This is a genomic window from Cedecea davisae DSM 4568, assembly GCF_000412335.2.
In the GTDB taxonomy this organism is placed as follows: Bacteria; Pseudomonadota; Gammaproteobacteria; order Enterobacterales; family Enterobacteriaceae; genus Cedecea; species Cedecea davisae.
Genome location: NZ_KE161030.1, coordinates 1,118,861 through 1,141,586, shown reverse-complemented (window position 1 = coordinate 1,141,586; position 22,726 = coordinate 1,118,861). Strand labels below are relative to the sequence as shown.

22 protein-coding genes are annotated in these 22,726 nt (G+C 56.3%); 11 read left to right on the top strand and 11 right to left on the bottom strand.

Translation table 11 applies throughout. The annotated features are described in order from the left end of the window. The first annotated feature begins 75 nt into the window (after positions 1 to 75). Entirely contained in the window at positions 76 to 831 is a 756-nt protein-coding gene (locus HMPREF0201_RS05420) for a MerR family transcriptional regulator (protein WP_039898020.1), read from the top strand. A 70-nt stretch (positions 832 to 901) separates the two neighbouring features. Beyond that, positions 902 to 1,009, top strand: a complete 108-nt coding sequence (locus tag HMPREF0201_RS23300) for a membrane protein (RefSeq protein ID WP_039898019.1) — start codon at positions 902 to 904, stop codon at positions 1,007 to 1,009. On the opposite strand, the gene HMPREF0201_RS05415 is transcribed toward HMPREF0201_RS23300, so the two are convergent. The 4 genes from HMPREF0201_RS05415 to osmF are packed head-to-tail and all read right to left on the bottom strand — an operon-like array spanning position 990 to position 4,728. Further along, the gene (locus HMPREF0201_RS05415; protein WP_016535490.1) at positions 990 to 1,721 is read right to left on the bottom strand and encodes an ABC transporter permease; all 732 of its coding nucleotides are present in this window, start codon (positions 1,719 to 1,721) and stop codon (positions 990 to 992) included. The genes HMPREF0201_RS23300 and HMPREF0201_RS05415 overlap by 20 nt on opposite strands. After that, the gene (locus HMPREF0201_RS05410) at positions 1,705 to 2,649 is read right to left on the bottom strand and encodes an ABC transporter ATP-binding protein (RefSeq protein ID WP_016535489.1); all 945 of its coding nucleotides are present in this window, start codon (positions 2,647 to 2,649) and stop codon (positions 1,705 to 1,707) included. The genes HMPREF0201_RS05415 and HMPREF0201_RS05410 overlap by 17 nt, the downstream gene beginning before the upstream one ends. Continuing rightward, positions 2,646 to 3,800, bottom strand: coding sequence for an ABC transporter permease (locus HMPREF0201_RS05405; protein ID WP_016535488.1), 1,155 nt, complete (start codon positions 3,798 to 3,800; stop codon positions 2,646 to 2,648). The genes HMPREF0201_RS05410 and HMPREF0201_RS05405 overlap by 4 nt, the downstream gene beginning before the upstream one ends. 16 nt (positions 3,801 to 3,816) lie before the next feature. Continuing rightward, the gene (osmF, locus tag HMPREF0201_RS05400) at positions 3,817 to 4,728 is read right to left on the bottom strand and encodes a glycine betaine ABC transporter substrate-binding protein OsmF (RefSeq protein WP_039898018.1); all 912 of its coding nucleotides are present in this window, start codon (positions 4,726 to 4,728) and stop codon (positions 3,817 to 3,819) included. 281 nt (positions 4,729 to 5,009) lie between these two features. Between osmF and HMPREF0201_RS05395 the strand changes: the two genes are divergently transcribed. Together HMPREF0201_RS05395 and HMPREF0201_RS05390 are read left to right on the top strand one after the other, a co-directional pair. Beyond that, positions 5,010 to 6,428: a glutamine synthetase family protein gene (locus HMPREF0201_RS05395; RefSeq protein WP_016535485.1), complete on the top strand. Its 1,419-nt coding sequence runs from the start codon at positions 5,010 to 5,012 to the stop codon at positions 6,426 to 6,428. 29 nt (positions 6,429 to 6,457) lie between these two features. Continuing rightward, positions 6,458 to 7,870, top strand: a complete 1,413-nt coding sequence (locus HMPREF0201_RS05390) for an alpha,alpha-trehalose-phosphate synthase (UDP-forming) (protein WP_039898017.1) — start codon at positions 6,458 to 6,460, stop codon at positions 7,868 to 7,870. Positions 7,871 to 7,925: 55 nt separating this feature from the next. Here HMPREF0201_RS05390 and bglX read toward each other — a convergent pair whose 3' ends face one another. Continuing rightward, entirely contained in the window at positions 7,926 to 10,223 is a 2,298-nt protein-coding gene (gene bglX / locus HMPREF0201_RS05385) for a beta-glucosidase BglX (RefSeq protein ID WP_039898016.1), read from the bottom strand. Between the two features lie 178 nt (positions 10,224 to 10,401). Here bglX and dld point away from each other — a divergent pair, with 178 nt between their 5' ends. Together dld and HMPREF0201_RS05375 are read left to right on the top strand one after the other, a co-directional pair. Then, on the top strand, positions 10,402 to 12,141 hold the full coding sequence (gene dld, locus HMPREF0201_RS05380; protein WP_016535482.1) for a D-lactate dehydrogenase: 1,740 nt from the start codon (positions 10,402 to 10,404) through the stop codon (positions 12,139 to 12,141). Between the two features lie 125 nt (positions 12,142 to 12,266). Continuing rightward, positions 12,267 to 12,821 (top strand): GNAT family N-acetyltransferase, encoded by a 555-nt coding sequence (locus tag HMPREF0201_RS05375; protein WP_039898015.1) that lies wholly within the window; start codon positions 12,267 to 12,269, stop codon positions 12,819 to 12,821. On the opposite strand, the gene pbpG is transcribed toward HMPREF0201_RS05375, so the two are convergent. Next, the gene (gene pbpG, locus HMPREF0201_RS05370) at positions 12,822 to 13,763 is read right to left on the bottom strand and encodes a D-alanyl-D-alanine endopeptidase (protein WP_016535480.1); all 942 of its coding nucleotides are present in this window, start codon (positions 13,761 to 13,763) and stop codon (positions 12,822 to 12,824) included. It lies immediately after the preceding gene. Between the two features lie 161 nt (positions 13,764 to 13,924). Further along, positions 13,925 to 14,512: a Yip1 family protein gene (locus HMPREF0201_RS05365; RefSeq protein ID WP_039898013.1), complete on the bottom strand. Its 588-nt coding sequence runs from the start codon at positions 14,510 to 14,512 to the stop codon at positions 13,925 to 13,927. Positions 14,513 to 14,676: 164 nt separating this feature from the next. Between HMPREF0201_RS05365 and HMPREF0201_RS05360 the strand changes: the two genes are divergently transcribed. Continuing rightward, on the top strand, positions 14,677 to 15,240 hold the full coding sequence (locus HMPREF0201_RS05360; protein ID WP_016535478.1) for a DedA family protein: 564 nt from the start codon (positions 14,677 to 14,679) through the stop codon (positions 15,238 to 15,240). On the opposite strand, the gene HMPREF0201_RS05355 is transcribed toward HMPREF0201_RS05360, so the two are convergent. Continuing rightward, a complete protein-coding gene (locus HMPREF0201_RS05355) occupies positions 15,237 to 15,803 on the bottom strand; it encodes a TetR/AcrR family transcriptional regulator (protein WP_016535477.1) in 567 nt (188 codons plus the stop codon). The two genes, HMPREF0201_RS05360 and HMPREF0201_RS05355, sit on opposite strands and share 4 nt — an antisense overlap. Before the next feature lie 109 nt (positions 15,804 to 15,912). Between HMPREF0201_RS05355 and HMPREF0201_RS05350 the strand changes: the two genes are divergently transcribed. The 3 genes from HMPREF0201_RS05350 to yohP all read left to right on the top strand — a co-directional run bounded on the left by HMPREF0201_RS05350 (position 15,913) and on the right by yohP (position 17,400). Next, positions 15,913 to 16,380, top strand: a complete 468-nt coding sequence (locus HMPREF0201_RS05350) for a nuclear transport factor 2 family protein (protein WP_016535476.1) — start codon at positions 15,913 to 15,915, stop codon at positions 16,378 to 16,380. A gap of 83 nt (positions 16,381 to 16,463) precedes the next feature. Next, the gene (locus HMPREF0201_RS05345; protein ID WP_016535475.1) at positions 16,464 to 17,201 is read left to right on the top strand and encodes a class I SAM-dependent methyltransferase; all 738 of its coding nucleotides are present in this window, start codon (positions 16,464 to 16,466) and stop codon (positions 17,199 to 17,201) included. Between the two features lie 115 nt (positions 17,202 to 17,316). Beyond that, on the top strand, positions 17,317 to 17,400 hold the full coding sequence (yohP, locus tag HMPREF0201_RS23505) for a small membrane protein YohP (protein ID WP_008456306.1): 84 nt from the start codon (positions 17,317 to 17,319) through the stop codon (positions 17,398 to 17,400). A gap of 39 nt (positions 17,401 to 17,439) precedes the next feature. Here yohP and HMPREF0201_RS05340 read toward each other — a convergent pair whose 3' ends face one another. Continuing rightward, entirely contained in the window at positions 17,440 to 18,399 is a 960-nt protein-coding gene (locus HMPREF0201_RS05340; protein WP_016535474.1) for an MBL fold metallo-hydrolase, read from the bottom strand. A 79-nt stretch (positions 18,400 to 18,478) separates the two neighbouring features. Here HMPREF0201_RS05340 and HMPREF0201_RS05335 point away from each other — a divergent pair, with 79 nt between their 5' ends. Then, entirely contained in the window at positions 18,479 to 19,393 is a 915-nt protein-coding gene (locus tag HMPREF0201_RS05335) for a LysR family transcriptional regulator (protein WP_016535473.1), read from the top strand. 33 nt (positions 19,394 to 19,426) lie between these two features. On the opposite strand, the gene HMPREF0201_RS05330 is transcribed toward HMPREF0201_RS05335, so the two are convergent. Both HMPREF0201_RS05330 and bglF read right to left on the bottom strand, forming a co-directional pair. After that, on the bottom strand, positions 19,427 to 20,821 hold the full coding sequence (locus HMPREF0201_RS05330) for a glycoside hydrolase family 1 protein (RefSeq protein WP_016535472.1): 1,395 nt from the start codon (positions 20,819 to 20,821) through the stop codon (positions 19,427 to 19,429). Positions 20,822 to 20,836: 15 nt separating this feature from the next. Continuing rightward, a complete protein-coding gene (gene bglF / locus HMPREF0201_RS05325) occupies positions 20,837 to 22,702 on the bottom strand; it encodes a PTS beta-glucoside transporter subunit IIABC (protein WP_016535471.1) in 1,866 nt (621 codons plus the stop codon). Positions 22,703 to 22,726: the final 24 nt, after the last annotated feature.

Below are 22,726 nucleotides of genomic sequence, written 5' to 3'. Positions count from 1 at the left end.
GCGATAAAATCACCCGAATTCAGTAGAAGTTACTACAGTTAAATGGGGTCTTCCCGTGCGGCTTGGGGTGATGACATGGCGCTTTATTCCATTGGAGAAGTGGCTGCGCTTTGCAATATCAATCCGGTAACCCTGCGTGCCTGGCAGCGACGCTACGGATTGCTGAAACCGCAGCGCAGCGACGGCGGTCATCGCCTGTTTGATAACGCCGACATCGAACGTATTCGCGAGATTCAGGCCTGGATTGAGCAAGGCGTACAGGTTGGCAAGGTGAAGGCGCTGCTTAGCGGTGAGCATCGCGATAAAGAACACGCCTGGGGAGAACGCCAGGAAACGCTGCTGCGCCACCTGCAAAGCGGTAACCCAAACCTGCTGCGCGCCTGGATTGCCGACATAGGACGCATCTATCCCGCCCAAACCCTGGTTCACCATCTTTATCTTCCGCTTCGACGCCGTCTCCACGGGCAGCAGGTTGCGCTCTGCGCCATGCTGAGCCTGCTGGACGGAGCGTTGATTAACTATATCGCCATGTGCATCGCCTCCGCCCGCAAGCAAAGCGGCAGGGATGCGTTAGTGGTGGGCTGGAACGTGCAGGACACCACCCGGCTGTGGCTGGCGGCGTGGATTGCCAGCCAGCAGGGCTGGCGGGTAGACGTCCTGGCAAACTCCCTGAACCAGCTTAAACCTGAGATGTTTGAACGCCAGACGCTGCTGGTGTGGTGCGGCGACTGCCCCGGCGAGCGCCAAATCAGCCAGCTTGAGTCGTGGCAAAGCGCAGGACTGCCGGTTTTTGCCCTTGGCGCGGGCGAACACCGGCAGCCTGCCGGATAATCCGCATTTGCAGCTTCATTAACAACCCTGCTTCCCTTTATAATCGCTTCGTTAACAAACGGAGCGAATAATGAAACTGTCTAAAATAGCCCTGGTGGGCGGAATGGTTGTCATGGCGGTCGGCGGCATCGGCGGCGTGATGCTGGTCGGCTACATCGTCATTTTGCATGGCGCGTAACGTAGCCCAACAGGCGCTCAAACAGGCGGTCGGTCACAATTGCCGCCAGCGCCACCAGCACTGCACCCTGAATAACGTAGGCGGTGTTGAAGCCGCTGAGACCAATAATAATCGGTGACCCGAGAGTATTAGCCCCGACGGTGGAGGCGATAGTCGCGGTGCCGATATTAATAATCACCGAGGTTCTGATCCCCGCCAGAATCACCGGCGCGGCCAGCGGCAGCTCAACCTTACGCAGCATCTGCCAGCGGCTCATGCCGACTCCCAGAGCAATCTCACGCGCCGACTCCGGCACCGCGCCAATCCCGGCCAGCGTCCCCTGAAGAATGGGCAGCAGCCCGTAAAGCACCAGGGCGATTATCGCCGGCTCCTGGCCGAACCCCATCACCGGGACCGCAATAGCCAGCACCGCAACCGGCGGGAATGTTTGACCGGCGGCGGTAATGGTTTCTACCAGGGAACGAAACTCTTCCCCCGCAGGACGCGTCACCAGCACGCCAAGCCCGACGCCAATCACGATAGCCACCACGCTTGAAATGCCCACCAGCGTAAGGTGGGCCAGCGCCAGCGAGGTAAAACTATCCTGCTGGTAAAGCGGCCGGGTCAGTTGCGGAAACAGCCAGCTAAACAGCCCGCTGGTGTGGGGCAGCAGCTCAAGCAGGCCAACAAACAGGATGATGAGCCAAAGAAGCGGGTCACGTAGCAGTCGCATTTTCACCCCTCACCAGATCGCTGAAGTGCAGCACGCCGCAGGGCTGATTATCCGCATCCACCACCGGGAGCCGCTGGCACTGGCGGTCAATAAACAGCGACAGCGCTTCGCGCAGCGTCATGTCGGCGCGAATAGGCTCCCCCTCCAGCCGCTCGTCGGAACGAATGCTGTCCGCTACATAGCGCAGCGACAGCAGCCTTACGCCCAGCTCGCTGCGGCCAAAGAAGTCGCGCACAAAGTCGTTGGCCGGGCGGGTTAACAGTTCCAGCGGCGTGCCCTGCTGAATCACCTTCCCGCCGTCCATCAGCACAATGTTATCCGCCAGGATAAGCGCCTCGTCGATGTCGTGCGTGACCAGCACAATGGTGCGCCCGAGCAGTTGGTGAATGCGGATCATCTCCTGCTGCAAGGTGGCTCGGGTTACCGGATCAAGTGCGCCAAAAGGCTCGTCCATCAGCAGCACTTCCGGGTCAGCCGCCAGCGCTCGCGCAACGCCCACGCGCTGCTGCTGGCCGCCGGAAAGCTGGTGCGGGTAGCGGTCGCAAAACTGCTCAGCATCGAGGCCAAGCAGCTCAAGTAGTTCATCAATACGTTCGGCAACGCGCGCCTTCGGCCACTTCAGCAACTCCGGCACGGTGGCAATATTCTGCGCCACCGTCCAGTGCGGGAACAGGCCAATCGACTGAATGGCGTAGCCCATGCGGCGGCGCAACGCTTTCGGGTCGAAGCTGCGAATTTCAGCTCCGGCAAAGCGAATCAGGCCTTCGTCATGCTCGACGAGGCGGTTAATCATCTTCAGCGTGGTGGACTTTCCCGAGCCGGAGGTGCCTATCAGCACGGTAAACTGCCCTTCGCGAATATTGAGCGTCAGGTCGCTGACCGCCGCTTCGCCGTGGAAGTATTTGCTGACGCGATCGAACTCGATCATTGTTTTGCCTCCAGCAATGAAATAAACAGCTTAAACAGCGCGTCGATAATTACCGCCAGGGCAATTACCGGCATGACGCCGAGCAGAACCAGATCCAGCGCGCTGCTGAGCAGCCCCTGGAAAATTATCGAACCAAAACCACCCGCGCCAATCAGCGCGGCGATGACCGCCATACCAATAGTTTGCACGCAAACCACGCGCAGGCTGCGCAGCAGAACCGGGAGCGCAAGCGGCACTTCGGCACGCCAGAAAATCTGCACACGGGACATTCCCATGCCGAGCGCGCTTTCCACAATATTGCGGGGCACATGTTCCAGTCCGGCCACCACGCCGCGCACCAGCGGCAGCAGCGCATAGAGCACCAGGGCAATCAGAGCGGGCGCAACGCCAATCCCGCTAACGCCGATTTTGCCAAGCCACGGTAGCCAGGCTGCCAGCCCGGCCAGCGGCGCAATCAGCAGGCCAAACAGCGCCACGGACGGCACGGTTTGAATCACGTTAAGCACGGAGAATACGCCGGACTGCCAGGCTGGACGACGGTAGCAGAGAATGCCGAGCGGAACGCCAATCACCAGCGCGGGAACTAATGTGCCGAGCAGCAGCGCAAGGTGGCGGCTCAGGGCATCATCGAACACATCCTGACGGTTGACGTACTCCTTCATCAGCGAAAGAGAGTCAAAATAGCCGCTTGCCAGCAGCGCTATCGGGACAATCCAGATTTGCAGGTTGAGCAGCAGACGCCACAGCGGCTTCGGAGTCAGCCGATTAGCCGCGTCGGCGCACAATAGCAGGCTAAGGGCTAACATCAGCCACAGGCCGCTGCCGGGCGAGGTGCGGGCAAGCGAGCTGCCCTCCTGAGCAAACTGGCTCGCGCTGTGCCCCATCAGTACCAACAGGCCGATAAACAGCAATTCACCGGTAATAATGGTCGCCAGCAGGGAGCCTGGATGCCGGGGGGCCAGCGTTAAAGCGGCGAGAACCACAAGCGGAAGCACCAACCAATAGTGCAGCGTACCGGCAAGCTGGGTTATCCCCAGCGGTTCACCGGATACCAGGCGGTTTGGCGCATGATTGATGATCGGGAGCAACATCAAGGCTGCCGCCAGCAGTAACACCAGCAGCAGCAAAACCCTGTTATGAATTTTTAGCAAACGTCATTCCAGCAGGCTATTTAACGAAGCCTTTTTGTTTTAAGTAATCGGCTGCCACTTTTTTGGCATCCTCTCCTTCCACCGCAATTTTAGCGTTCAGCTGTTGCAGGGTTTTCTGGTCAAGAGAGGTGAATACCGGTTTCAGCCAGTCTGCGATTTGCGGGTACTCTTTCAGCACCGCTTCACGCACAACGGCGGTTGGCGCGGAAACGGCCTGCACGCCTTTCGGGTCGGTCAGCGTTTCCAGGCCCAGCGCGGCTACCGGGCCGTCCGTGCCGTAGGCCATGGCTGCGTTAACGCCGGATGTCTGCTGCGCCGCCGCTTTAATCGTTACCGCCGTGTCGCCGCCAGCCAGAGAAAGCAGCTGGCTTTGATCCAGCTTGAAGCCGTAGGCTTTTTCAAAAGCAGGCAGGGCGTCGGAGCGCTCGATAAACTCGGCGGAGGCCGCCAGCTTAAAGGTGCCGCCCTTCTTCAGATATTCGCTAAGATCGGCCAACGAAACCAGATGATTTTTCTCTGCCAGGTCCTTGCGTACCGCAATGGTATAAGTATTGTTGGCCGGAGAAGGGGTCAGCCAGACCAGGTGGTTCTTGTCGTAGTCGAGCTGCTTAACTTTTTCGTAGCCTTTTTGCGCATCTTTCCAGGCCGGGTCGTTCTCGTCTTTAAAGAAGAATGCGCCGTTGCCGGTGTATTCAGGGTAGATATCCAGCTCCCCGGAAGTGATAGCCCCGCGGACTACCGGCGTAGTGCCGAGCTGGACTTTATTGATGGTTTTAACGTCGTGGCTTTCCAGCACCTGCAAAATGATATTGCCGAGCAGCGAGCCTTCGGTATCGATTTTTGAGCCTACTTTCACCGGCTCCGCTGCCTGCGCACCCGTCGCCAACATCACTAAACCCGCCATGCCCCAACGTGTTGATAAGTTCATAGTTATTCCTCGTTGTTCTTTACTTAAAAATCATGCAGTAAACAAAGAATAGCCGAGTTTTAACAAGCGGGGGAAAGCACTAAGCGGTATATGATATGCGCGGACGTTTGGATGATTCGGGGGAAACGCCACGCCCCCCAACAGGCCCGGCTTCGCGGCTATTCCCCTGGTTTTAGTGCCATTTATATTTTTTTTATCCGCCGCCCGGCAATTTTTACCTTCTTTTTATACCCCAGTGAATATGCTCTGTTCATCGCCGCGAGGCTCAGACAAAGAACATCATGAACTCACTTATTAATCATTCACTTGTCAAAAATATCTTCACGCTTTTCGCTTTCCCTCAGACTTCATCTAACGACGAAGTCGGGAGCCGGTCTGCGGCTTCGAAACCTGCCGCAGAGCGCGCAAAAGAGTTTGCCGGAGAAGTGCAGCGCTATCTGCTGTCTCACCCCGACACTAAGCATGTTGATATCTACCTGAATGACGTAAACGGCACGTTTCGCGGCAAGCGTATTGCGGTAGACAGCCTGCTGGCGCTCTCTTCCGGCTGTTATTTCCCGCAGTCTGTTTACGCTATGGATCACGAGGGAAAGCCGCTCAGCCACGCCGACGGCAGCCATGAAAACGATGAGCCCGACGGTCTTTGTCTCCCGGTGGCGAGCACGCTGAGGCCCTGCGTTCACGATCCGCGCCATAATGCGCAGCTGCTGCTAACCATGAAGCAAAACGACGGCACCGGGTATGCGCTGGAGCCGAGAGTGGTGCTGGAAAACGTGCTGCATAAGTTCCATTATCACGGACTTTACCCGGTAGCCGCCCCGGAAATTGAGTTCTATCTGGTGAGTAAAGCCCAGCAGGAGAGCCCGGCGCAGGGCTGTTTCTATATGCCCGTCCCTTCCGATTACACCGCCTTTATTGAAGAACTGGAACAAGCCGCTGCCGCCCAGGGTCTGCCGCTGAGCGCCATCGTTTGTGAAGCCGAAGCCGGGCAGTTTGAGCTGAACCTGAAGCATTCACGCAAGGTGGTGGAAATCTGCGAGAACGTGCTGGCCCTGCGCCGGTTGACCAGCATCGTGGCCGATAAGTTTGGCTACCAGGCCAACTTTATGGCGAAGCCCTTTTCCCATCTAGCTGGTAACGGCCTGCATTTTCATATCAGCCTCAATGACCGTAATGGCGATAATGTGTTCGCTTCCCCGGCCGAGGCCCTGAACGAGATGGCGCAGCTTTGCCTGGCCGGGATGCTGCAATTAATGCCCGCCACCGTTGCGGTCATCGCGCCCCACGTTAACTCTTTCAGAAGACTACGCAAAAACCTTAACGAGCCGCTGTTTAGCTCCTGGGGCTATAACAAACGCAGCGCCGCTCTGCGTATCCCCTGCTCTGACGACGGCAATCGCCGCATTGAGTACCGCCTCGCCGGGGCAGACGTGAACCCTTATCTGGCGATGGCCGCCATTCTCACCGGCATGCTTTACGGGCTGGAGAACATCGACAGCGATACGCTAAAAAATACCGCCCTGTTCGCCCCCGAGCTGCCGCTGTTCCAGAACACGGCTATCGAAGAATTCCGCCAGAGCGCCTATATGAGCGCAAATCTCGGCGAAGCCTTTGCGCAGCAGTGGGTGACCCACAAGCTAACGGAGCTGGCGCGGTTTGAAACCATCGTCACGCCGGAAGAAGCGGCTTTTAGCCGTTAAAACGCCTGAACATCGACCCGAGGTGATTTATGTCTCGTCTTATTATGCTGTCTAATCGCTGCGAGCCTGAGCACGGCCAAAGCGGCAGCCTCCTCCCTGCGGCGCTGGGTTCAATCTTTAGAAAACGCCCCGGGATCTGGTTTGGCTGGAGCGGTGAAATCAGCCCCGGTAAAAAATACAGGAAAGATCGATGCAGTCACCATTCCGGCTACCGGCAGCACAGCTGGGGGCTGACGCCGGGAGAATACGACAATTTCTATCAGGGCTATATGCATAACGTTCTGTGGCCGGTGTTTCACAACCGCCCGGACCTTATTCACTATAAGAAAGAGTATTTCACCTGTTGGAAAAATTATAATCACGATGTAAAAGAAAGAGTTGCCGCCGAGATTGGCGAGAGCGATGTGGTCTGGGTGCAGGATTATCATTTATTGCTGAGCGGGAAGATGCTCAGAGAAGACGGCCACGCCAACCGCTGCGGCTTTTTTCTGCACCAACCTTTCCCGCCGGGAGAGATCCTGCGCTCGGTTCCCGAGCACGACGCGATTATGCAGGCCTTTTTTAGCTACGACCTGCTCGGATTCCAGTCCAGCGGCGACGTGAATAATTTCCTTGCCTACGCGCTGAGGTTTTACCGCGTTGAGCGGCTGGCGGATAACCTGATTCAGCTGAATGGGCACTCGATCAAGCTCGGTATTTTTCCCTGCGGCATTGATAAAGAAACGCCTCCGCTGACGCAAAACGGCGCGGAGGCGATGAGCAACTATCATCGCCAGATTATTATCAGCAATGACACCATCAGCGATATCAGCGGCGTGCATTACCATTTGGACGCAATGGAGATTTTTCTTCATAGCCACCCTGAATTTTTGCGCGACGTCAGCCTGCTGCAACTCTCCGACACGTCCAGAGGTTATCCCTATTCAACGCACGATCTTTGCGCCCGGCTTGAGCGCCAGTGCGGGGAAATTAACGGCAAATTTGGCGATGCGTCCTGGTATCCGGTCAACTATATCCGCAATAACCTGTGCCACCCTGACCTGATTTATGCCCTTTACCGCAAGGCGCACGTGGCGATGTTCACTCCTCTTTGCGAGGCGATGAACCTGCGGGCTAAAGCGTTTATTCTCGCCCAGGACCCGGAAGATCCTGGCGTGTTGATGCTCTCCGCCTTTACCGGCACGGCGGAACAACTGGGCGAGGCGGTGCTGGTCAACCCTTATGACGCTGCCGAGGTCAGCCGCGCGCTTTATTCGGCGCTGACCATGCCTTTGCACGAGCGCAAACGCAGGCATCATCAGTTGCTGGCAAAAGTGGAAAGATACGACGCCCAGTGGTGGGCCAGAGCGTTTCTTGACGAACTCTGCGCCGACCAGGCTCCCGCCGCCGCGCCCTTCCGCGCCTCCCATCACGGTATTTTTACGCCGCAGAGAATTTATTAGCGGCAAAAAAAAGCCACCTTCATTCAGGAAGGTGGCTTTCATCACTCAGCGTGGCTTATTTCAGTTCAAATTCGCCCTGCTTCACGCGGGCGGAGTCCAGCCCGATAAACACGTTGAATTTGCCAGGTTCCGCCTCGTACTTCATCTTCGCGTTCCAGAACTTCAGCGCGTTAACGTCGATTGGGAAACTGACGGTCTGGCTTTCGCCCGCTTTCAGCGTCACTTTCTTAAAGCCCTTCAGCTCTTTCACCGGGCGGCTCATCGAAGCGGTCACGTCCTGGAGGTACATTTGCACCACGGTCGCGCCTTCGCGATCGCCGCTATTGGTGACCGTAACGGAAGCTTCAACTTTGCCGTCACGCTTCATCACCGGCGAGGACAGCTTAACGTCTGAGACGTTGAATGTGGTGTAGCTCAGGCCATAGCCAAACGGATACAGCGGCCCGTTTGCTTCATCGAAGTAGCGGGAAGTGTATTTATTTGGCTTTTCCGGGTTGTACGGGCGACCGGTGTTCAGGTGGCTGTAGTAAGTCGGAATTTGCCCAACCGAGCGCGGGAAGGACATCGGCAGCTTGCCGGACGGATTGTAGTCGCCAAACAGTACGTCGGCGATGGCGTTCCCGCCCTCGGTGCCGCCGTACCACGCTTCAAGCAGCGCGTCTGCCTGCTGATCTTCTTTCACCAGCGCCAGAGGACGGCCGTTCATCAGGACCAGCACCAGCGGCTTGCCGGTCGCCTTCAGGGCGGCAATCAGGTCGCGCTGGCTTTGCGGCAGCGTCAGGTCGGTGCGGCTTGAGGCTTCGTGCGCCATGCCCTGGGCTTCGCCGACCACCGCCACCACGACATCGGCGCTTTTCGCGGTATTAACCGCTTCGTCGATCATCTCTTTTGGCGTACGCGGGTCAACGGTAACCGCCGGCTCGTACTGGTTCAGGAAGGCCACAATGTCTTTTTCATCGGTGACGTTCGCGCCTTTGGCAAACACCACTTTGCCCTGCTGGCCCACGGCATTTCTGATGCCTTCCAGCGGAGTAACGGACTGAGCGGCAACGCCTGCGGCAGACCAACTGCCCATGGCGTCACGCTTGCTGTCGGCCAATGGCCCAATCACCGCGACGGTTGCGCTCTTTTTCAGCGGCAGCGTTTGCAGGCGGTTTTTCAGCAGCACCATGCTTTCACGCGCCACTTCGCGAGCTTCTTTGCGGTGCAGGCGGCTTTCGGCGTTGGTGTCCTGCGGGTCAGAATCTTTCGGGCCAAGGTGGCTGTACGGATCGTTAAACAGCCCCATATCGTATTTCACGTTCAGTACGTGGCGGGTAGCGTCGTCCAGCTCTTTCATCGGCACTGCGCCGCTTTTCACCAGCTCGGGCAGGTATTTGCTGTAATACTCGTCGCTCATACTCATGTTGATGCCGGAGTTCAGGGCAATACGCACCGCGTCTTTCGGGTCGCTGGCAACGCCGTGCTTGATCAGTTCTTTAATCGCCCCGTGGTCGGAGATGGTAATGCCTTTAAACTTCCATTCGTCGCGCAGCAGATCTTTCAGCAGCCAGCTGTCGGCCGAGGCTGGCGTACCGTTCAGTGAGTTCAGGGCAACCATCACGCCGCCGCTGCCCGCGTCCAGGGCGGCTTTGTACGGCGGCATATAGTCGTTGAACAGCCGCTGCGGGCTCATATCAACGGTGTTGTACTCTTTGCCGCCCTCAACCGCGCCGTAGGCGGCGAAGTGTTTCACGCTGGTCATTACCGAGTAGCGATCCGCCGGGCTTTTGCCCTGCATCGCTTCAACCATGGTGCGACCCATAGTGGCGGTCAGGTATGTGTCTTCCCCAAAGCCTTCTGAAACGCGGCCCCAGCGCGGGTCACGCGAGACGTCAACCATCGGCGCCCAGGTCATGTTCAGGCCATCATCGGCGGCTTCATAGGCCGAGATACGGCCCACGGTTTTCACCGCGTCGAGGTTAAAGGAGGAGGCGAGGCCGAGGCTTATCGGGAACACGGTACGCTGGCCGTGAACCACATCGTAGGCGAAGAACAGAGGGATTTTCAGGTGGCTGAGCTGCATCACCTGGTCCTGCATAGCGCGGATGTCCTGGCGGGTGACGGTGTTAAAGATTGCCCCAACCTGCCCGTCTTTGATCATCTCGCGGATAGCTTCTTTTGGGTTATCCGGGCCGACGCTGATTAAGCGCAGCTGACCGATTTTTTCATCGGTGGTCATTTTTTTGAGCAGGCCGGTGACGAAGGCATCACGCGCTTCCGGCGTTAAAGGGTGCGGGCCAAACATCTCGTCGGCCAGCGCAGGCTGAAGCGCCATGCTTACCGCGACACCTACAGAACAGAGCCATTTCATCGGATTCACTCTCTACACAAGCTTTTGTTAAGGGGTGCAGTTTGCCACATCACCCGAAGGGTAAGAAGAGCGTAGCAGAGGCTATGTTCTGATTTCGTAGATATTTCCTCGTTACGCTCACGTTTTTCGGCGCTATGCTTAACGGCAGGCTTTTTGCTGCCACCAAAGGAGTGGATACATGTCTGTTCTGATGACTTCCGATAATAAAACGTTAATAAACGAACTCGCTCGCCACGTTGGCTCTCACCACGTCTTGACCGACCCCGCTAAAACCGCACGCTACCGCAAGGGCTTCCGCTCCGGGCAGGGCGAGGCGCTGGCGGTGGTCTTCCCCGGCTCGCTGCTGGAACTGTGGCGCGTACTCAGCGCCTGCGTGGCGGCCGACAAAATAATCTTGATGCAGGCCGCCAATACCGGCCTGACCGAAGGCTCCACGCCGAGCGGTAACGACTACGACCGCGATATCGTCATTATCAGCACCCTGCGCCTTGATAAATTACATCTACTGGACAAAGGTGAGCAGGTGCTGGCTTTCCCCGGCACCACTCTCTATTCGCTGGAAAAAGCGCTTAAGCCGCTGGGGCGTGAGCCGCATTCGGTGATTGGCTCTTCCTGCATTGGCGCGTCGGTGATTGGCGGGATTTGTAATAACTCGGGCGGCTCGCTGGTGCAGCGCGGTCCGGCCTATACCGAGATGTCGCTGTTTGCCCGCATCGACGAAAACGGCAAGCTTCAGCTGGTGAACCATCTGGGCATTAATCTTGGCGCCACGCCGGAGCAGATCCTCAGCACGCTGGACGACGAGCGCGTGAAGGATAGCGACGTACAGCACGACGGCCGCCACGCTCATGACCATGATTATGTTACCCGCGTGCGCGACGTTGAAGCCGATACTCCGGCCCGCTATAACGCCGACCCTGACCGCCTGTTTGAGTCTTCCGGCTGCGCCGGAAAGCTGGCCGTTTTTGCGGTACGCCTCGACACCTTCCCGGCGGAAAAACGCCAGCAGGTGTTCTACATCGGCACCAGTCAGCCCGCCGTGTTGAGCGAAATTCGCCGCCATATTCTGGCTAACTTCGAAAACCTGCCGGTTGCCGGAGAGTATATGCACCGCGATATTTACGATATTGCGGAAAAGTACGGCAAGGATACCTTCCTGATGATCGATAAGCTCGGCACCGACAAAATGCCGTTCTTCTTCACCATGAAGGGCCGCGCAGATGCCATGCTGGACAAGGTTCCGCTGTTTAAACCGCATTTCACCGACCGCTTTATGCAAAAGCTTGGCGGCGCGTTCCCGGCGCACCTGCCGGAGCGCATGAAAACCTGGCGCGATAAATATCCTCACCATCTGCTGCTAAAAATGGCGGGCGACGGAATCGATGAGGCCAAAGCCTGGCTAAGCGAGTATTTCAAAACCGCCGAGGGCGATTTCTTCGTCTGCACGCCGGAAGAAGGCAGCAAAGCTTTCCTTCATCGTTTTGCCGCCGCAGGCGCGGCCATTCGCTACCATGCGGTTCATGCCGATGAGGTGGAAGACATTCTGGCGCTGGATATTGCGCTGCGCCGCAACGACAGCGACTGGTTCGAAGAGCTGCCGCCGGAAATTGGCGATAAGCTGATTCACCGCCTCTACTACGGCCATTTTATGTGCCATGTTTTCCACCAGGATTACATTGTTAAGAAAGGCGTTGATGTTCATGAGCTGAAAGAGCAGATGCTGGCCCTGCTGCAAGAGCGCGGGGCGCAATACCCGGCGGAGCACAACGTGGGCCATCTCTATAAAGCGCCGGAAACGCTGAAGCAGTTCTATAAAGCCAACGATCCGACCAACAGCATGAACCCCGGTATCGGCAAAACGACGAAGCGTAAAGGCTGGGCTGAGGATAATTGCGGCTGCGGCAAGGAACATGGCTGACCGGGCAGGAGATAAGTTTCTCCTATGACCACCAGCCTATGTTTCGCTCTTTTTTCGGCATAGATTAAAAAGACAGGGTGAAGATGTTTCTTCACCCTTTTTTCCTGCCAGGGGGCGAAACAGACATGTCGGCAATAGCAGTATTACCTTCCACACTGCCGGGGATAAGGGAGGCCACTCCAGACGATATCCCGGCAATAAAAAGCATTTATCAATGGCATGTGCTAAACGGCAAAGGCTCTTTCGAAGAGACGCCGCCTGGCGAGCAGCAAATGGCCGAGCGCCTAGCGGCAGTTCGTGGCTATGGCCTGCCGTGGCTGGTTGCGGTTATAGATGGCAGGATTGTTGGCTACTGCTACGCCACTGTTTATCGCCCTCGCCCCGGCTACCGCTACACCATCGAAGACTCCGTTTATATCGACACCGGCATGACGGGGCGTGGCATCGGCAAAGCTTTGCTCGGCGAGTTAATAGCGCGCTGTGAGCAAGGGCCGTGGCGGCAGATGATTGCCGTGATTGGTGACGGCGAAAATAACGAGGGATCGTGCCGATTACACAGCCAGCACGGGTTTGAAACGGTAGGACGGCTGCGCAGCGTCGGGTTCAAGCTTGGAGACTGGCGCGATACGGTAATGATGCAGCGCCCGCTCAACGGCGGAGACCAGACGCTGCCTCAATAATTACTCTTCTTCCCCGGCGGAAACGGTGTTGTTTGCCATTTGCGCCGCTTTTGAACGCTTGTAGCTTAATGCCGCAGCGGGAACTGGCGTTATCTTCCCGGTTTCCATCCAGTTGCGCAGGCGGTTAGCGTCGGCAAAATGGGTATATTTCCCGAAGGCATCCAGCACGACCAGCGCCACCGGGCGCCCTTTAATCACGGTGCGCATCACCAGACAGTGGCCGGCATTATTAGTAAAGCCGGTTTTCGTCAGCTGAATATTCCAGTTTTCGCGGTACACCAGATGGTTAGTGTTGCGGAACGGCAGCGTGTAAGAAGGGTTGCGGAAGGTCGCCATATCTTCATGAGTGGTGCTGAGCTGCCCGAGCAGGGGATATTTCTGGGTGGCAATCAGCAGTTTGGTCAAATCGTTGGCGGTCGAGACGTTTTCAATCGACAGGCCGGTTGGCTCCACGTAACGCGTGTGGGTCATGCCCAATGACTTAGCCTTGGCGTTCATCGCACGAATAAACGCGTCGTAGCCGCCAGGGTAGTGGTGCGCCAGGCTCGCTGCCGCGCGGTTTTCAGAAGACATCAGCGCCAGCAGCATCATATTTTTACGGCTGATCTCGCTGTTCAGACGCACGCGAGAGTAAATCCCCTTCATCTCCGGCGTATGGCTGATGTCCACTTTTAGCATTTCATCCATCGGCAGATGCGCGTCCAGCACCACCATCGCCGTCATCAGCTTGGTAATCGAGGCGATAGGACGAACCAGATCCGGATGGCTGGAATAGAGAATTTTGTTGCTTTGCAAATCGACAATCATGGCGCTGCCGGAGGCAATCTCCTGACCGGCGCTGGCCGCCTGAGTGACGGCCTTACTGGCTTCTGCCTGCGGGGCAAAAGGCACAGTCATCATCAGCGCAAGGCTGAACAACGATAAACGGATTTTTGTCGGCATGGTGACACTTCTGTAATGATTCCGGAAAAGTATAGGCTCACCGCAGACATTTATCTGAATAAACAAAGACGCGGGGCGCCAGAATCATACTCCGGCGCCCCGTTAAACTACCAGTTAAGAATGGTAACGTTATATCAAAAGTTTCTAAAAATTCCGCACCGTCAGAACAGGCGATAGCCGTACCCCCACAGCACTACCGCCGCCGCCAGCAGCACCTCCAGCACCAGTACGCCGATTGCCAGAGTTGAGCTGGCGAAGCTCATGCCCTCTTCCCTGTCGATCCCGAGGAAATCAGGCACGCCGACATAGAGCAGGTAGCCGGTGTAAACCAGCGCCAGAGCGCCTACCGCTACGCACAGCCAGACCAGCGGATAAAGCGCCACAATCCCGCTCAGGAACAGCGGCGTGGCGACATAGCCAGCAAATACCATACAGCTGGCGAGCGATGGCCGCTGCGGGTAGTTACGCGCCATCCACCAGATGACTCGCCCCATCACCGCAACGCCCGCCAGCATCAAGGCGTAGAAAAGTATGCCGAGATAAAGGCCGGTGAACATCGAAAGCTGCACGTAGCTACCGTCGCCAAAATTCCAGCCAATTTGCGTGGTGCCGATAAACGCGCAGATGACGGGTATCGCCGCCATCAACAGCACATGGTGAGTGTAGTGGTGCGAGACGGATTCGTTCTCGCGCTTAATTTCCTGCATTTCGCGATTAGGATGGGAAAACAATCCCCAGACGTGGCTCATACAACCTCCTGACCTGCAGCGCAAATGCTTGCAATAGCCTAAGTATAATTCACCGTGCGGTTAATATTTAGCCAAGTGAAAAATATCTGCGTTTATTTGCAAACCGGGCGGCTATGGGTTGTATGCTTTAGGGAAACAATGAACATGGAGATGAGTCCGGGCTGATGGATATCAACGGTTTAATAGAGCAGTACGGCTATGCGGCGCTGATTGTCGGCAGCATGGCGGAAGGCGAAACGATTACTCTGCTGGGCGGGGTGGCCGCGCATCAGGGATTACTCAAATTTCCTCTGGTGGTTGCCGCCGTCGCGCTTGGCGGCATGATTGGCGACCAGGTTCTGTTTCTGGTGGGCAGGCATTTTGGCGGCTCGCTGCTGGCACGGTTCAAAAAACACCACAAGAAAATTGCTAAGGCTCAGGCGCTGATTAACCGCCATCCTTATCTGTTTGTGATTGGCAGCCGCTTTATGTACGGATTTCGTATCGTCGGGCCGATTATTATCGGTGCCAGCAAGCTGCCGCCTAAGCTGTTTATTCCGCTGAATATCTGTGGTGCGATCCTCTGGGCAACGCTGTTTACCACTCTCGGCTATCTGGGCGGCGAAGTGGTCGGCCCATGGCTGCATAACCTCGACCAACATCTCCGACACTGGATATGGCTGATAGCCGCCGTCGCGCTGGTGATAGGCGTGCGGTTATGGTTTAAACACCGCCAGAAAGAAGATTAATTCTCCGCTGCGGGCAACAGCGCCAGCCAGGCCCGCAGTTGTATCAGCGCCTCTTCCCCGCCGCCGTCACGCTGGGCTTTGACTATCGCCCCGTCTATAACCAGCGCCAGCATTTCGGCCTGCTGCTTTCCGGCTTCATTGTGCGGCAGATAGCCCGCAAGACACTCGACCATCGCCTGTTTATGCGCCCGGGCGATGGGTAATGTTTCAGGCAGGGCCTCCGCCATTTCAACCGCCGAGTTAATAAACGCACATCCGCGAAATGCCTCGTCGTCAAACCAGTTTTCTAACGCTGCCGCCAGAGACTGCACCAGACTTCCCGTGCGGGCCATTTCCTGCTTAAGCGTTTCGCTAAACCACGCCATCCAGCGCCGGTGCCGGTAATCCAGAAAAGCCCCAATCAGGTCATTCTTAGCCGGAAAATGCCGATAAAAGGTCACCTTGGTCACGCCAGCTTCTTTGATTATCCGGTCGATGCCGGTGGCGCGAATGCCGTCCCGATAGAACAGGTTGTGCGCAGTATGCAGGATTCGGTCGCGCGCGCTTAGGGTCACTGTGCTCATGCTGGCTCCTTTGAAAAATCTATCATGCCGTATGTAGACAAATCTGTCTACTCAGGGTAGCGTTAACCAGGTAGACAAATCTGTCTACACACTCACAGGAGTTTCGAATATGACCGTAAAACCCCCGTTACCGCCGTTTACACTTGAAACGGCAAAGCAGAAAGTCCGCATGGCGGAAGATGCGTGGAACAGCCGTGACCCCGAGCTTGTATCAAAGGTCTATGCCCTGAATACCCACTGGCGAAATCGGGCAGAGTTTGTTGATGGCCGCGAAGCGGTGGTTGGTTTTCTGCAACGTAAGTGGCAACGCGAGCTGGACTACCGCCTGATCAAGGAGATTTGGGCGCACGACGGAAACCGCATCGCGGTCCGCTTTGCCTACGAGTGGCACGACGATTCAGGCAACTGGTTCCGCAGCTACGGCAACGAAAACTGGGAGTTTAATGAGCAGGGCCTGATGATCAACCGTCACGCCTGCATTAACGACAGCCCGATTAAAGAGAGCGAGCGAGCCTTCTTCTGGCCGCTGGGCCGCCGCCCGGACGAGCACCCAGAGCTCAGCCACTACGGCTTTTAACTATCTGGCGCACTTTTCTTTCCGGTGGCAAAGCGTCTAAAATTCCTGCTGGCCAATAATGGCCTTACATCTGCGGAGGATTTATGACGCAAAATATCTACGACGATCCGGCATTTTTTGCCGGATATGCCACCCTCGCTCGCTCGATAAAAGGTCTGGATGGCGCGCCTGAATGGGCAAAAGTTAAAAGTATGCTGTCGCCGCTGGCTGGCAAGCAGGTGCTTGATCTTGGCTGCGGTTACGGCTGGTTCTGTCGCTATGCGCGTGACGCCGGGGCAGAAAAGGTTGTAGGGCTGGACGTTTCAAGCCTGATGCTCGCCAAAGCGCGTGAAATGACCGACGGGACAGGCATTGAATATCGGCGGGAAGATCTTTCCACGCTAAGTTTACCGGCAGAGAGTATAGACCTGGCCTATAGCTCGCTGGCACTGCATTATCTGGAAGATATTCAGCCGCTATTCGCCACTCTGAACCAGGCGCTCGTGCCCGGAGGCAAGCTGGTATTTACCGCCGAACACCCGGTCTACACCGCGCCGTTGCAGCAGGGCTGGCTTAAAGATCAGGCGGGGCAGCGCAGCTGGCCGGTGAACCATTATCAGCAGGAAGGCGAGCGCATCAGCAACTGGTTTGCCGAGGGCGTGAAAAAGCAGCATCGCAAACTGGCCACCTGGATTAATGCTCTGATTGAAAGCGGCTTTATCATTGAGAAACTGGATGAATGGGGGCCAGATGAAGCACAAATTGCCCATAACCCAGGCCTTGCCGAAGAGGCCGAACGCCCGATGATTTTCCTGCTGTCGGCCAGTAAACCTCGGCCTTAATCCCGTCTGTTAGAAATCTTTTTTATCCATTATTCCGTTTACGGGGAGGCAACTCCCCCCGTCTGCTCATCCTTGCCTATACTCAAAAGACCAAACCAAAAGGTAAGGAGTGCTAATGAAAATTATTTTATGGGCGATTCTGATAATTTTTCTCATTGGTTTGCTGGTAGTCACCGGCGTATTCAAAATGATCTTCTGACGACGGCGGGTGCCACCCCTGCGTGGCACCTTTACCCTGTTATTTACCGGCCTGGCTACTGTAGTTAACCGGCACCCAGCGATAACCGTTACCTTCCGCTTTCACATGGCCAAATCCCGGGAAAGCAATATGCGCCGCAGCCACCCAATCCCCTTCCTGCGATACAAGGCTTAATACCCGTTCACGCGTGGCAATAGCCTGCTGCTGGTTGACATCAAAATGGATGGCAACGTCCGGGTCCGGCATTTGTACGGCTTTGGCATGAATAATATCGCCCCACATCATCATCGTTTGCCCGCCCCGGCTGATGCGATAAACCACGCTGCCGGGCGTATGGCCCGCAGCCGGTATGGCCTCGATACCGGGAATAATTTCTGCCGGTGCCGTAAAAGGTTTCAGCCTGCCTGCGTCAATCACCGGGCGCAGCGAGCGTTCTGACTCGGCAAAAGTATGCTGCTGGCTTTTTTCTACCTCACCGATATTCGCCGGGTTAAGCCAGAAATCGACGTCTTTCTGTTCGACGCGCACTGTCGCATCAGGGAAAGCCGGTTTGCCCCGATATTCCACGCCGCCGGAGTGGTCGGCATGGATGTGGGTCAGCAGCACCAGGCTAATATCTTGCGGCCTTATTCCGGCTGAGCGTAAATTTTCCAGCAAGTGCCCACCCGCGCGACCAAACAGCGGGCCGGCACCGGTATCAACCAGAATCAGCCGTTTACCGGTGTTAATCACAAAAGCGTTGATTGAAGTTTCTGCCGCAGGCGTCATGGCCTCCGCCGCCATGCGCTCACTCAGCTTCTGCGGCGTAATGTGGGTGAGCAGCTTATCCAGGGGCACGACCACCGTTCCGTCAGATACGGCGGTAATTTGCCAGTCTCCAAGCATCATGCGGTAGTAGCCGGGAGCCTGCTGCTGAGAGATTGGCTGCGGTGCGGCCGCGCCGTGAGCCGCCAGAGCGCCACCGCAAAGCAGGGCTAACAGAGTTAATGCCGTTTTCATTTTTTATCCTCGGGCAGGTGTTCAACTTGCCGTCAGTATCCGCCCCGGCGTATCATCACTCCAATTGATTGGAGAAATAATGACTATCAAAGAAAATGATTTCCGCAAAATCGATCTCAACTTATTGATCGCTTTTGCGGTGCTGTTCCGGGAGCAGAGCGTCTCGCTGGCCGCGGATAAACTACACCTGGGGCAGCCTGCGGTTAGCGGCGCGCTGGCTCGCCTGCGCGATATGTTCGACGATCCGCTGTTTATTCGCAGCGGCCACCGCATGCAGCCCACCGCTCGCGCCAGTGAATTGCACACGGAACTGATGCCGCTGCTGGAACAGCTACAGAGTGCCTTATTCCAGCAGGCCGAATTTTCGCCTGCAAGCGCCAGAGCCACGGTGACCATCGGCATGACCGACTGGGTAGAAATGTGGCTGATGCCGAAGCTGATCCCTGCCCTGAAGCAGGAAGCACCGGGTATGCATATCAACGTGGTGGCAAGCGATCCATTCACCGACGCACAGCGGCTGGAAGGCGGCGAGCTGGATATGGCAATCAGCGTGGCAAACCACAGCGCACGCTGGCTGGAGCGGGAAGTGCTGAAGGAAATGGATTTTGTTACGCTCTGGCATCCGCAGCAGGTTGCCGCCAGCCCCGCGCTGAAAATAGAAGATTACGTTGCCCACCAGCATGTGCTGGTCAGCTACCGCGAAGCGACCAGCAGCCAGATAGACACCCTGCTGGCAAAGATTGGGCAAACAAGAAGCGTAAGTTATACCACGCCGCATTTTGCCGCCCTGCCCGGCCTGTTACAGCAAATGCCCGCCCTGGCAACCGTGCCGTCGGGGCTATCGGAAAGCTGGCAAAAAAACTGGGGTCTGGCCGCCAGCCCGGTGCCGCTGGATGTTCCCCCGTTTGAGGTGGCGCTGCTGTGGCACCAGCGCCATAACAGCGACGCGGCGCTAATGTGGCTACGAGGATTTATTCACAGGCTGGTCAACTAAAGATTAGCGGGAGAAGCTCCCGCTAATTCGTGCTTAAGGCTTCAGGCTTGCGCCGTCGGTGGCAATCACTTCCCTGTACCAGTAGAAGCTGTTTTTACGTGAGCGAGCCAGCGTGCCGTTGCCCTGGTCATCAAGATCGACATAGATAAAGCCGTAGCGTTTAGACATCTCGGCTTTTGACGCACTCACCAGATCTATCGGCCCCCAGCTGGTATAGCCCATGACATCAACCCCGTCTTTCAGCGCCTCGCCCACCTGTACCAGATGATCGTTCAGGTAGCGAATACGATAATCGTCATTTACCGTGCCGTCCGCCTCCGGGCAGTCCTTCGCGCCCAGTCCGTTCTCAACGATAAATAACGGCTTCTGATAACGATCCCAAAGCATATTGAGGATAATACGCAGCCCGGTTGGGTCGATTTGCCAGCCCCATTCGGAACTCGGCAGATAAGGGTTCGACACCATGCTGAGAACGTTACCGCGGATTTTTTCGTTTAACTCTTCATCCGTGGTCGCGCAGCCGGTGGTGTAGTAGCTGAAGGAGATAAAATCGACGGTATTTTTCAGAATCTCAGCATCGGACTCAGTTATGTTGAGCTGGATGTCATTTTCCCGGAAGTAGCGCAGCATATAGCCCGGATAGCTGCCGCGGCACTGCACGTCTCCGAAGAACAGCCAGCCGTTGTTTTTCTCCCAGGTTTTCAGCATATCTTCCGGCTTGCAGGTCAGCGGATACATCAGTCCGCCTAGCAGCATATTGCCAATACGCGCATCGGGCACAATTTCGTGACAGGCTTTCACCGCCAGGCTGCTGGCAACCAGCTGATGATGGACGGCCTGATAAATCTCACCTTCATCCGGCGAGCCTTCCAGCCCGATGCCCGTTAGCGGCGAATGCAGCGCCATATTGATTTCATTAAACGTCAGCCACAGTTTGACCTTGTGCTGATAGCGCTCAAAAACGCAGCGGGCGTAACGCTCGAAATAGCCAATAACCCTGCGGTCACTCCAGCCACCGTAGTTCTTCACCAGCCCCAGCGGCATTTCGAAGTGCGAGAGCGTCACCATGGGGCGGATATTGTGTTTTGCCAGCTCGTCGAACAACCGGTCGTAATACGCCAGACCCGCCTCATTTGGCGCCTGCTCGTCGCCCTGGGGGAAAATACGCGTCCAGGCAATGGAAACCCGCAGGCAGCGGAACCCCATCTCGGCAAATAGCTCAATATCCTGCGGGTAGCGGTGATAAAAATCGATGGCAACGTCTTTAATACAGCTCTCGCCCTCCGCTCGCTCTTTCGCGGCCCCAAGTACGCCGTGGGGCTGTATGTCTGAAGTGGAAACGCCTTTTCCTTCTTCAAGCCATGCGCCTTCGACCTGATTGGCGGCAATAGCGCCGCCCCATAGAAATGATTTTGGAAATGCTGTCATATCACTCTCCTTTGCTTAACGACGTACCGCCAAAAACGGCATGCCTGAATCGAGGGTTGAATGCTGCGTTACGCGCTTAACTTCGCTGTACTTATCACTATTGCTGACGATTATCGGGGTTGCGAGATCGAACCCGGCGGCAATAATTGCCAGGCGATCGAACTCGATCAGCAGATCGCCAGGTTTTATTTTTTCGCCCACCCGAACGTGAGCCGTGAAGTGCCGGCCGTCGAGCTTGACGGTGTCGATCCCGATATGAATTAACACTTCAATACCGCTCTCGCTTTGCAGGCCTATCGCGTGGTGGGTCTTAAACAGCGACACAACTTCACCGCTGAATGGCGCACGAAGCTGGTTGGTCACAGGAATGATGGCCGCGCCCTGGCCAAGTAAACCGCCGGCAAAAGTGGCATCCGGCACCTGCTCCATCGCCAGCACGGTGCCGCTCATCGGGGCAAAAATGTCATTCTCCCCGGTTTCACCCGGCTCAACGGCTGGCTCGTCAGGCTGCGGGGTGCGCGGCACGCCAAACGCCCAGGTAAGCACGCATGCTAAAACCAGCGCCAGCACTGTGCCGCTAATCGCACCCCAAACGCTGGCATCAACGCCGCCCGGCGGGATCATTTGTGCGAGAGTGAAAATATTGGCGAGGCCAAAAGAATAGACATGGCTCTGGAAGTAACCCGCAATCGCGGCGCCAATCGCACCGGATATGCAGCCAAAGATGAACGGGCGGCGGCCGGGCAATGTGACACCATATACAGCCGGCTCGGTAATGCCGAAAATGCCCGCTGTTGCCGCAGAGCCAGCCAGCATTTTCATTCGCGGATCGCGAGTAGCAAACAGAACGCCAAGGGTTGCGCCTACCTGGCCCATAACCGCCGGAAGTAATAAAGCAGACAGCGTGTCCTGCCCGAATACCGTCAGATTATTAATCGCGATGGGTATCAGGCCCCAGTGAAGCCCAAAGATAACGCAGACTTGCCAGATTGCGCCTAATACCGCACCGGCCAGCCACGGAGCAAAGGCATAAATTATTTGGTAGCCTGCGGCAAGCACCTGACTAAGCCATGTCGCGGCCGGGCCAATAATCAAAAATGTCATTGGCACAACAATGGTCAGGCAAATGAGCGGCGTGAATAAATTGCGTATTGCGGAAGGCAGCAGCCGATTACTCTGTTTCTCAAGCCAGCAGCTCACCCAGGAAGCCAGAATTATCGGGATGACCGACGAGCTGTAATTGATAAACGAGATGGGAACTCCGAGGAAATGCTCGCTCGCCGTTCCCGGAACGGACGTCGCTTCGAAGGCCTGCATGATCATAGGATGAGTCAGTGCTCCACCTATCGCCATGGTAATAAACGGGCTGCCGCCGAATTTTTTACCCGCCGTATAGCCCAGCACCAGCGGGAAGAAATAGAACAGTGAATCACTGGCAGCAAACCAAATTTTATAGGTACCTGATGCTGTACTTAGCCACCCGCAGACCACGCTCAAAGCCAGTAATCCCTTCATGATGCCCGAGGCCGCCATCACGCCAAGGAAAGGGGTGAATATTGCAGAAACAATATCTATTAACCGATTAAGCAGATTCTCTTTCTTACCGCTGCTTTCGGGTGGTCCCGCCTCGTCGTTAATTCCCGCCGCAGCGCACACCGAAACATAAACATCGTGAACGTGGTTGCCGATAACAACCTGAAACTGCCCGCCGCTTTCCACCACCATAATGACGCCGGGGTTACGCTTTAGTCCCTCAGGATCTGCCCGTTTATTATCTTTGAGTTTGAAACGCAGCCGGGTGGCGCAATGCACCAGGCTTACAATATTTTCCCGTCCGCCCACATGTTTAAGAATTTCGTTGGTCAGCTCTTGATGGCCCATAACCGCTTTCCTTTTGCGTCACGC

Bases quoted from the DNA above. Each gene is read 5' to 3' on its own strand.
- yohP (WP_008456306.1), top strand. From the start codon at position 17,317: ATGAAAATTATTTTATGGGCGATTCTGATAATTTTTCTCATTGGTTTG.
- HMPREF0201_RS05415 (WP_016535490.1), bottom strand. From the start codon at position 1,721: ATGCGACTGCTACGTGACCCGCTTCTTTGGCTCATCATCCTGTTTGTT.
- pbpG (WP_016535480.1), bottom strand. From the start codon at position 13,763: ATGCCGACAAAAATCCGTTTATCGTTGTTCAGCCTTGCGCTGATGATG.
- HMPREF0201_RS05330 (WP_016535472.1), bottom strand. From the start codon at position 20,821: ATGACAGCATTTCCAAAATCATTTCTATGGGGCGGCGCTATTGCCGCC.
- HMPREF0201_RS05335 (WP_016535473.1), top strand. From the start codon at position 18,479: ATGACTATCAAAGAAAATGATTTCCGCAAAATCGATCTCAACTTATTG.
- HMPREF0201_RS23300 (WP_039898019.1), top strand. From the start codon at position 902: ATGAAACTGTCTAAAATAGCCCTGGTGGGCGGAATGGTTGTCATGGCG.
- dld (WP_016535482.1), top strand. From the start codon at position 10,402: ATGTCTGTTCTGATGACTTCCGATAATAAAACGTTAATAAACGAACTC.
- bglX (WP_039898016.1), bottom strand. From the start codon at position 10,223: ATGAAATGGCTCTGTTCTGTAGGTGTCGCGGTAAGCATGGCGCTTCAG.
- HMPREF0201_RS05350 (WP_016535476.1), top strand. From the start codon at position 15,913: ATGACCGTAAAACCCCCGTTACCGCCGTTTACACTTGAAACGGCAAAG.
- HMPREF0201_RS05365 (WP_039898013.1), bottom strand. From the start codon at position 14,512: ATGAGCCACGTCTGGGGATTGTTTTCCCATCCTAATCGCGAAATGCAG.
- HMPREF0201_RS05410 (WP_016535489.1), bottom strand. From the start codon at position 2,649: ATGATCGAGTTCGATCGCGTCAGCAAATACTTCCACGGCGAAGCGGCG.
- osmF (WP_039898018.1), bottom strand. From the start codon at position 4,728: ATGAACTTATCAACACGTTGGGGCATGGCGGGTTTAGTGATGTTGGCG.
- HMPREF0201_RS05340 (WP_016535474.1), bottom strand. From the start codon at position 18,399: ATGAAAACGGCATTAACTCTGTTAGCCCTGCTTTGCGGTGGCGCTCTG.
- HMPREF0201_RS05395 (WP_016535485.1), top strand. From the start codon at position 5,010: ATGAACTCACTTATTAATCATTCACTTGTCAAAAATATCTTCACGCTT.
- HMPREF0201_RS05420 (WP_039898020.1), top strand. From the start codon at position 76: ATGGCGCTTTATTCCATTGGAGAAGTGGCTGCGCTTTGCAATATCAAT.
- HMPREF0201_RS05345 (WP_016535475.1), top strand. From the start codon at position 16,464: ATGACGCAAAATATCTACGACGATCCGGCATTTTTTGCCGGATATGCC.
- HMPREF0201_RS05375 (WP_039898015.1), top strand. From the start codon at position 12,267: ATGTCGGCAATAGCAGTATTACCTTCCACACTGCCGGGGATAAGGGAG.
- HMPREF0201_RS05390 (WP_039898017.1), top strand. From the start codon at position 6,458: ATGTCTCGTCTTATTATGCTGTCTAATCGCTGCGAGCCTGAGCACGGC.
- HMPREF0201_RS05360 (WP_016535478.1), top strand. From the start codon at position 14,677: ATGGATATCAACGGTTTAATAGAGCAGTACGGCTATGCGGCGCTGATT.
- HMPREF0201_RS05355 (WP_016535477.1), bottom strand. From the start codon at position 15,803: ATGAGCACAGTGACCCTAAGCGCGCGCGACCGAATCCTGCATACTGCG.
- bglF (WP_016535471.1), bottom strand. From the start codon at position 22,702: ATGGGCCATCAAGAGCTGACCAACGAAATTCTTAAACATGTGGGCGGA.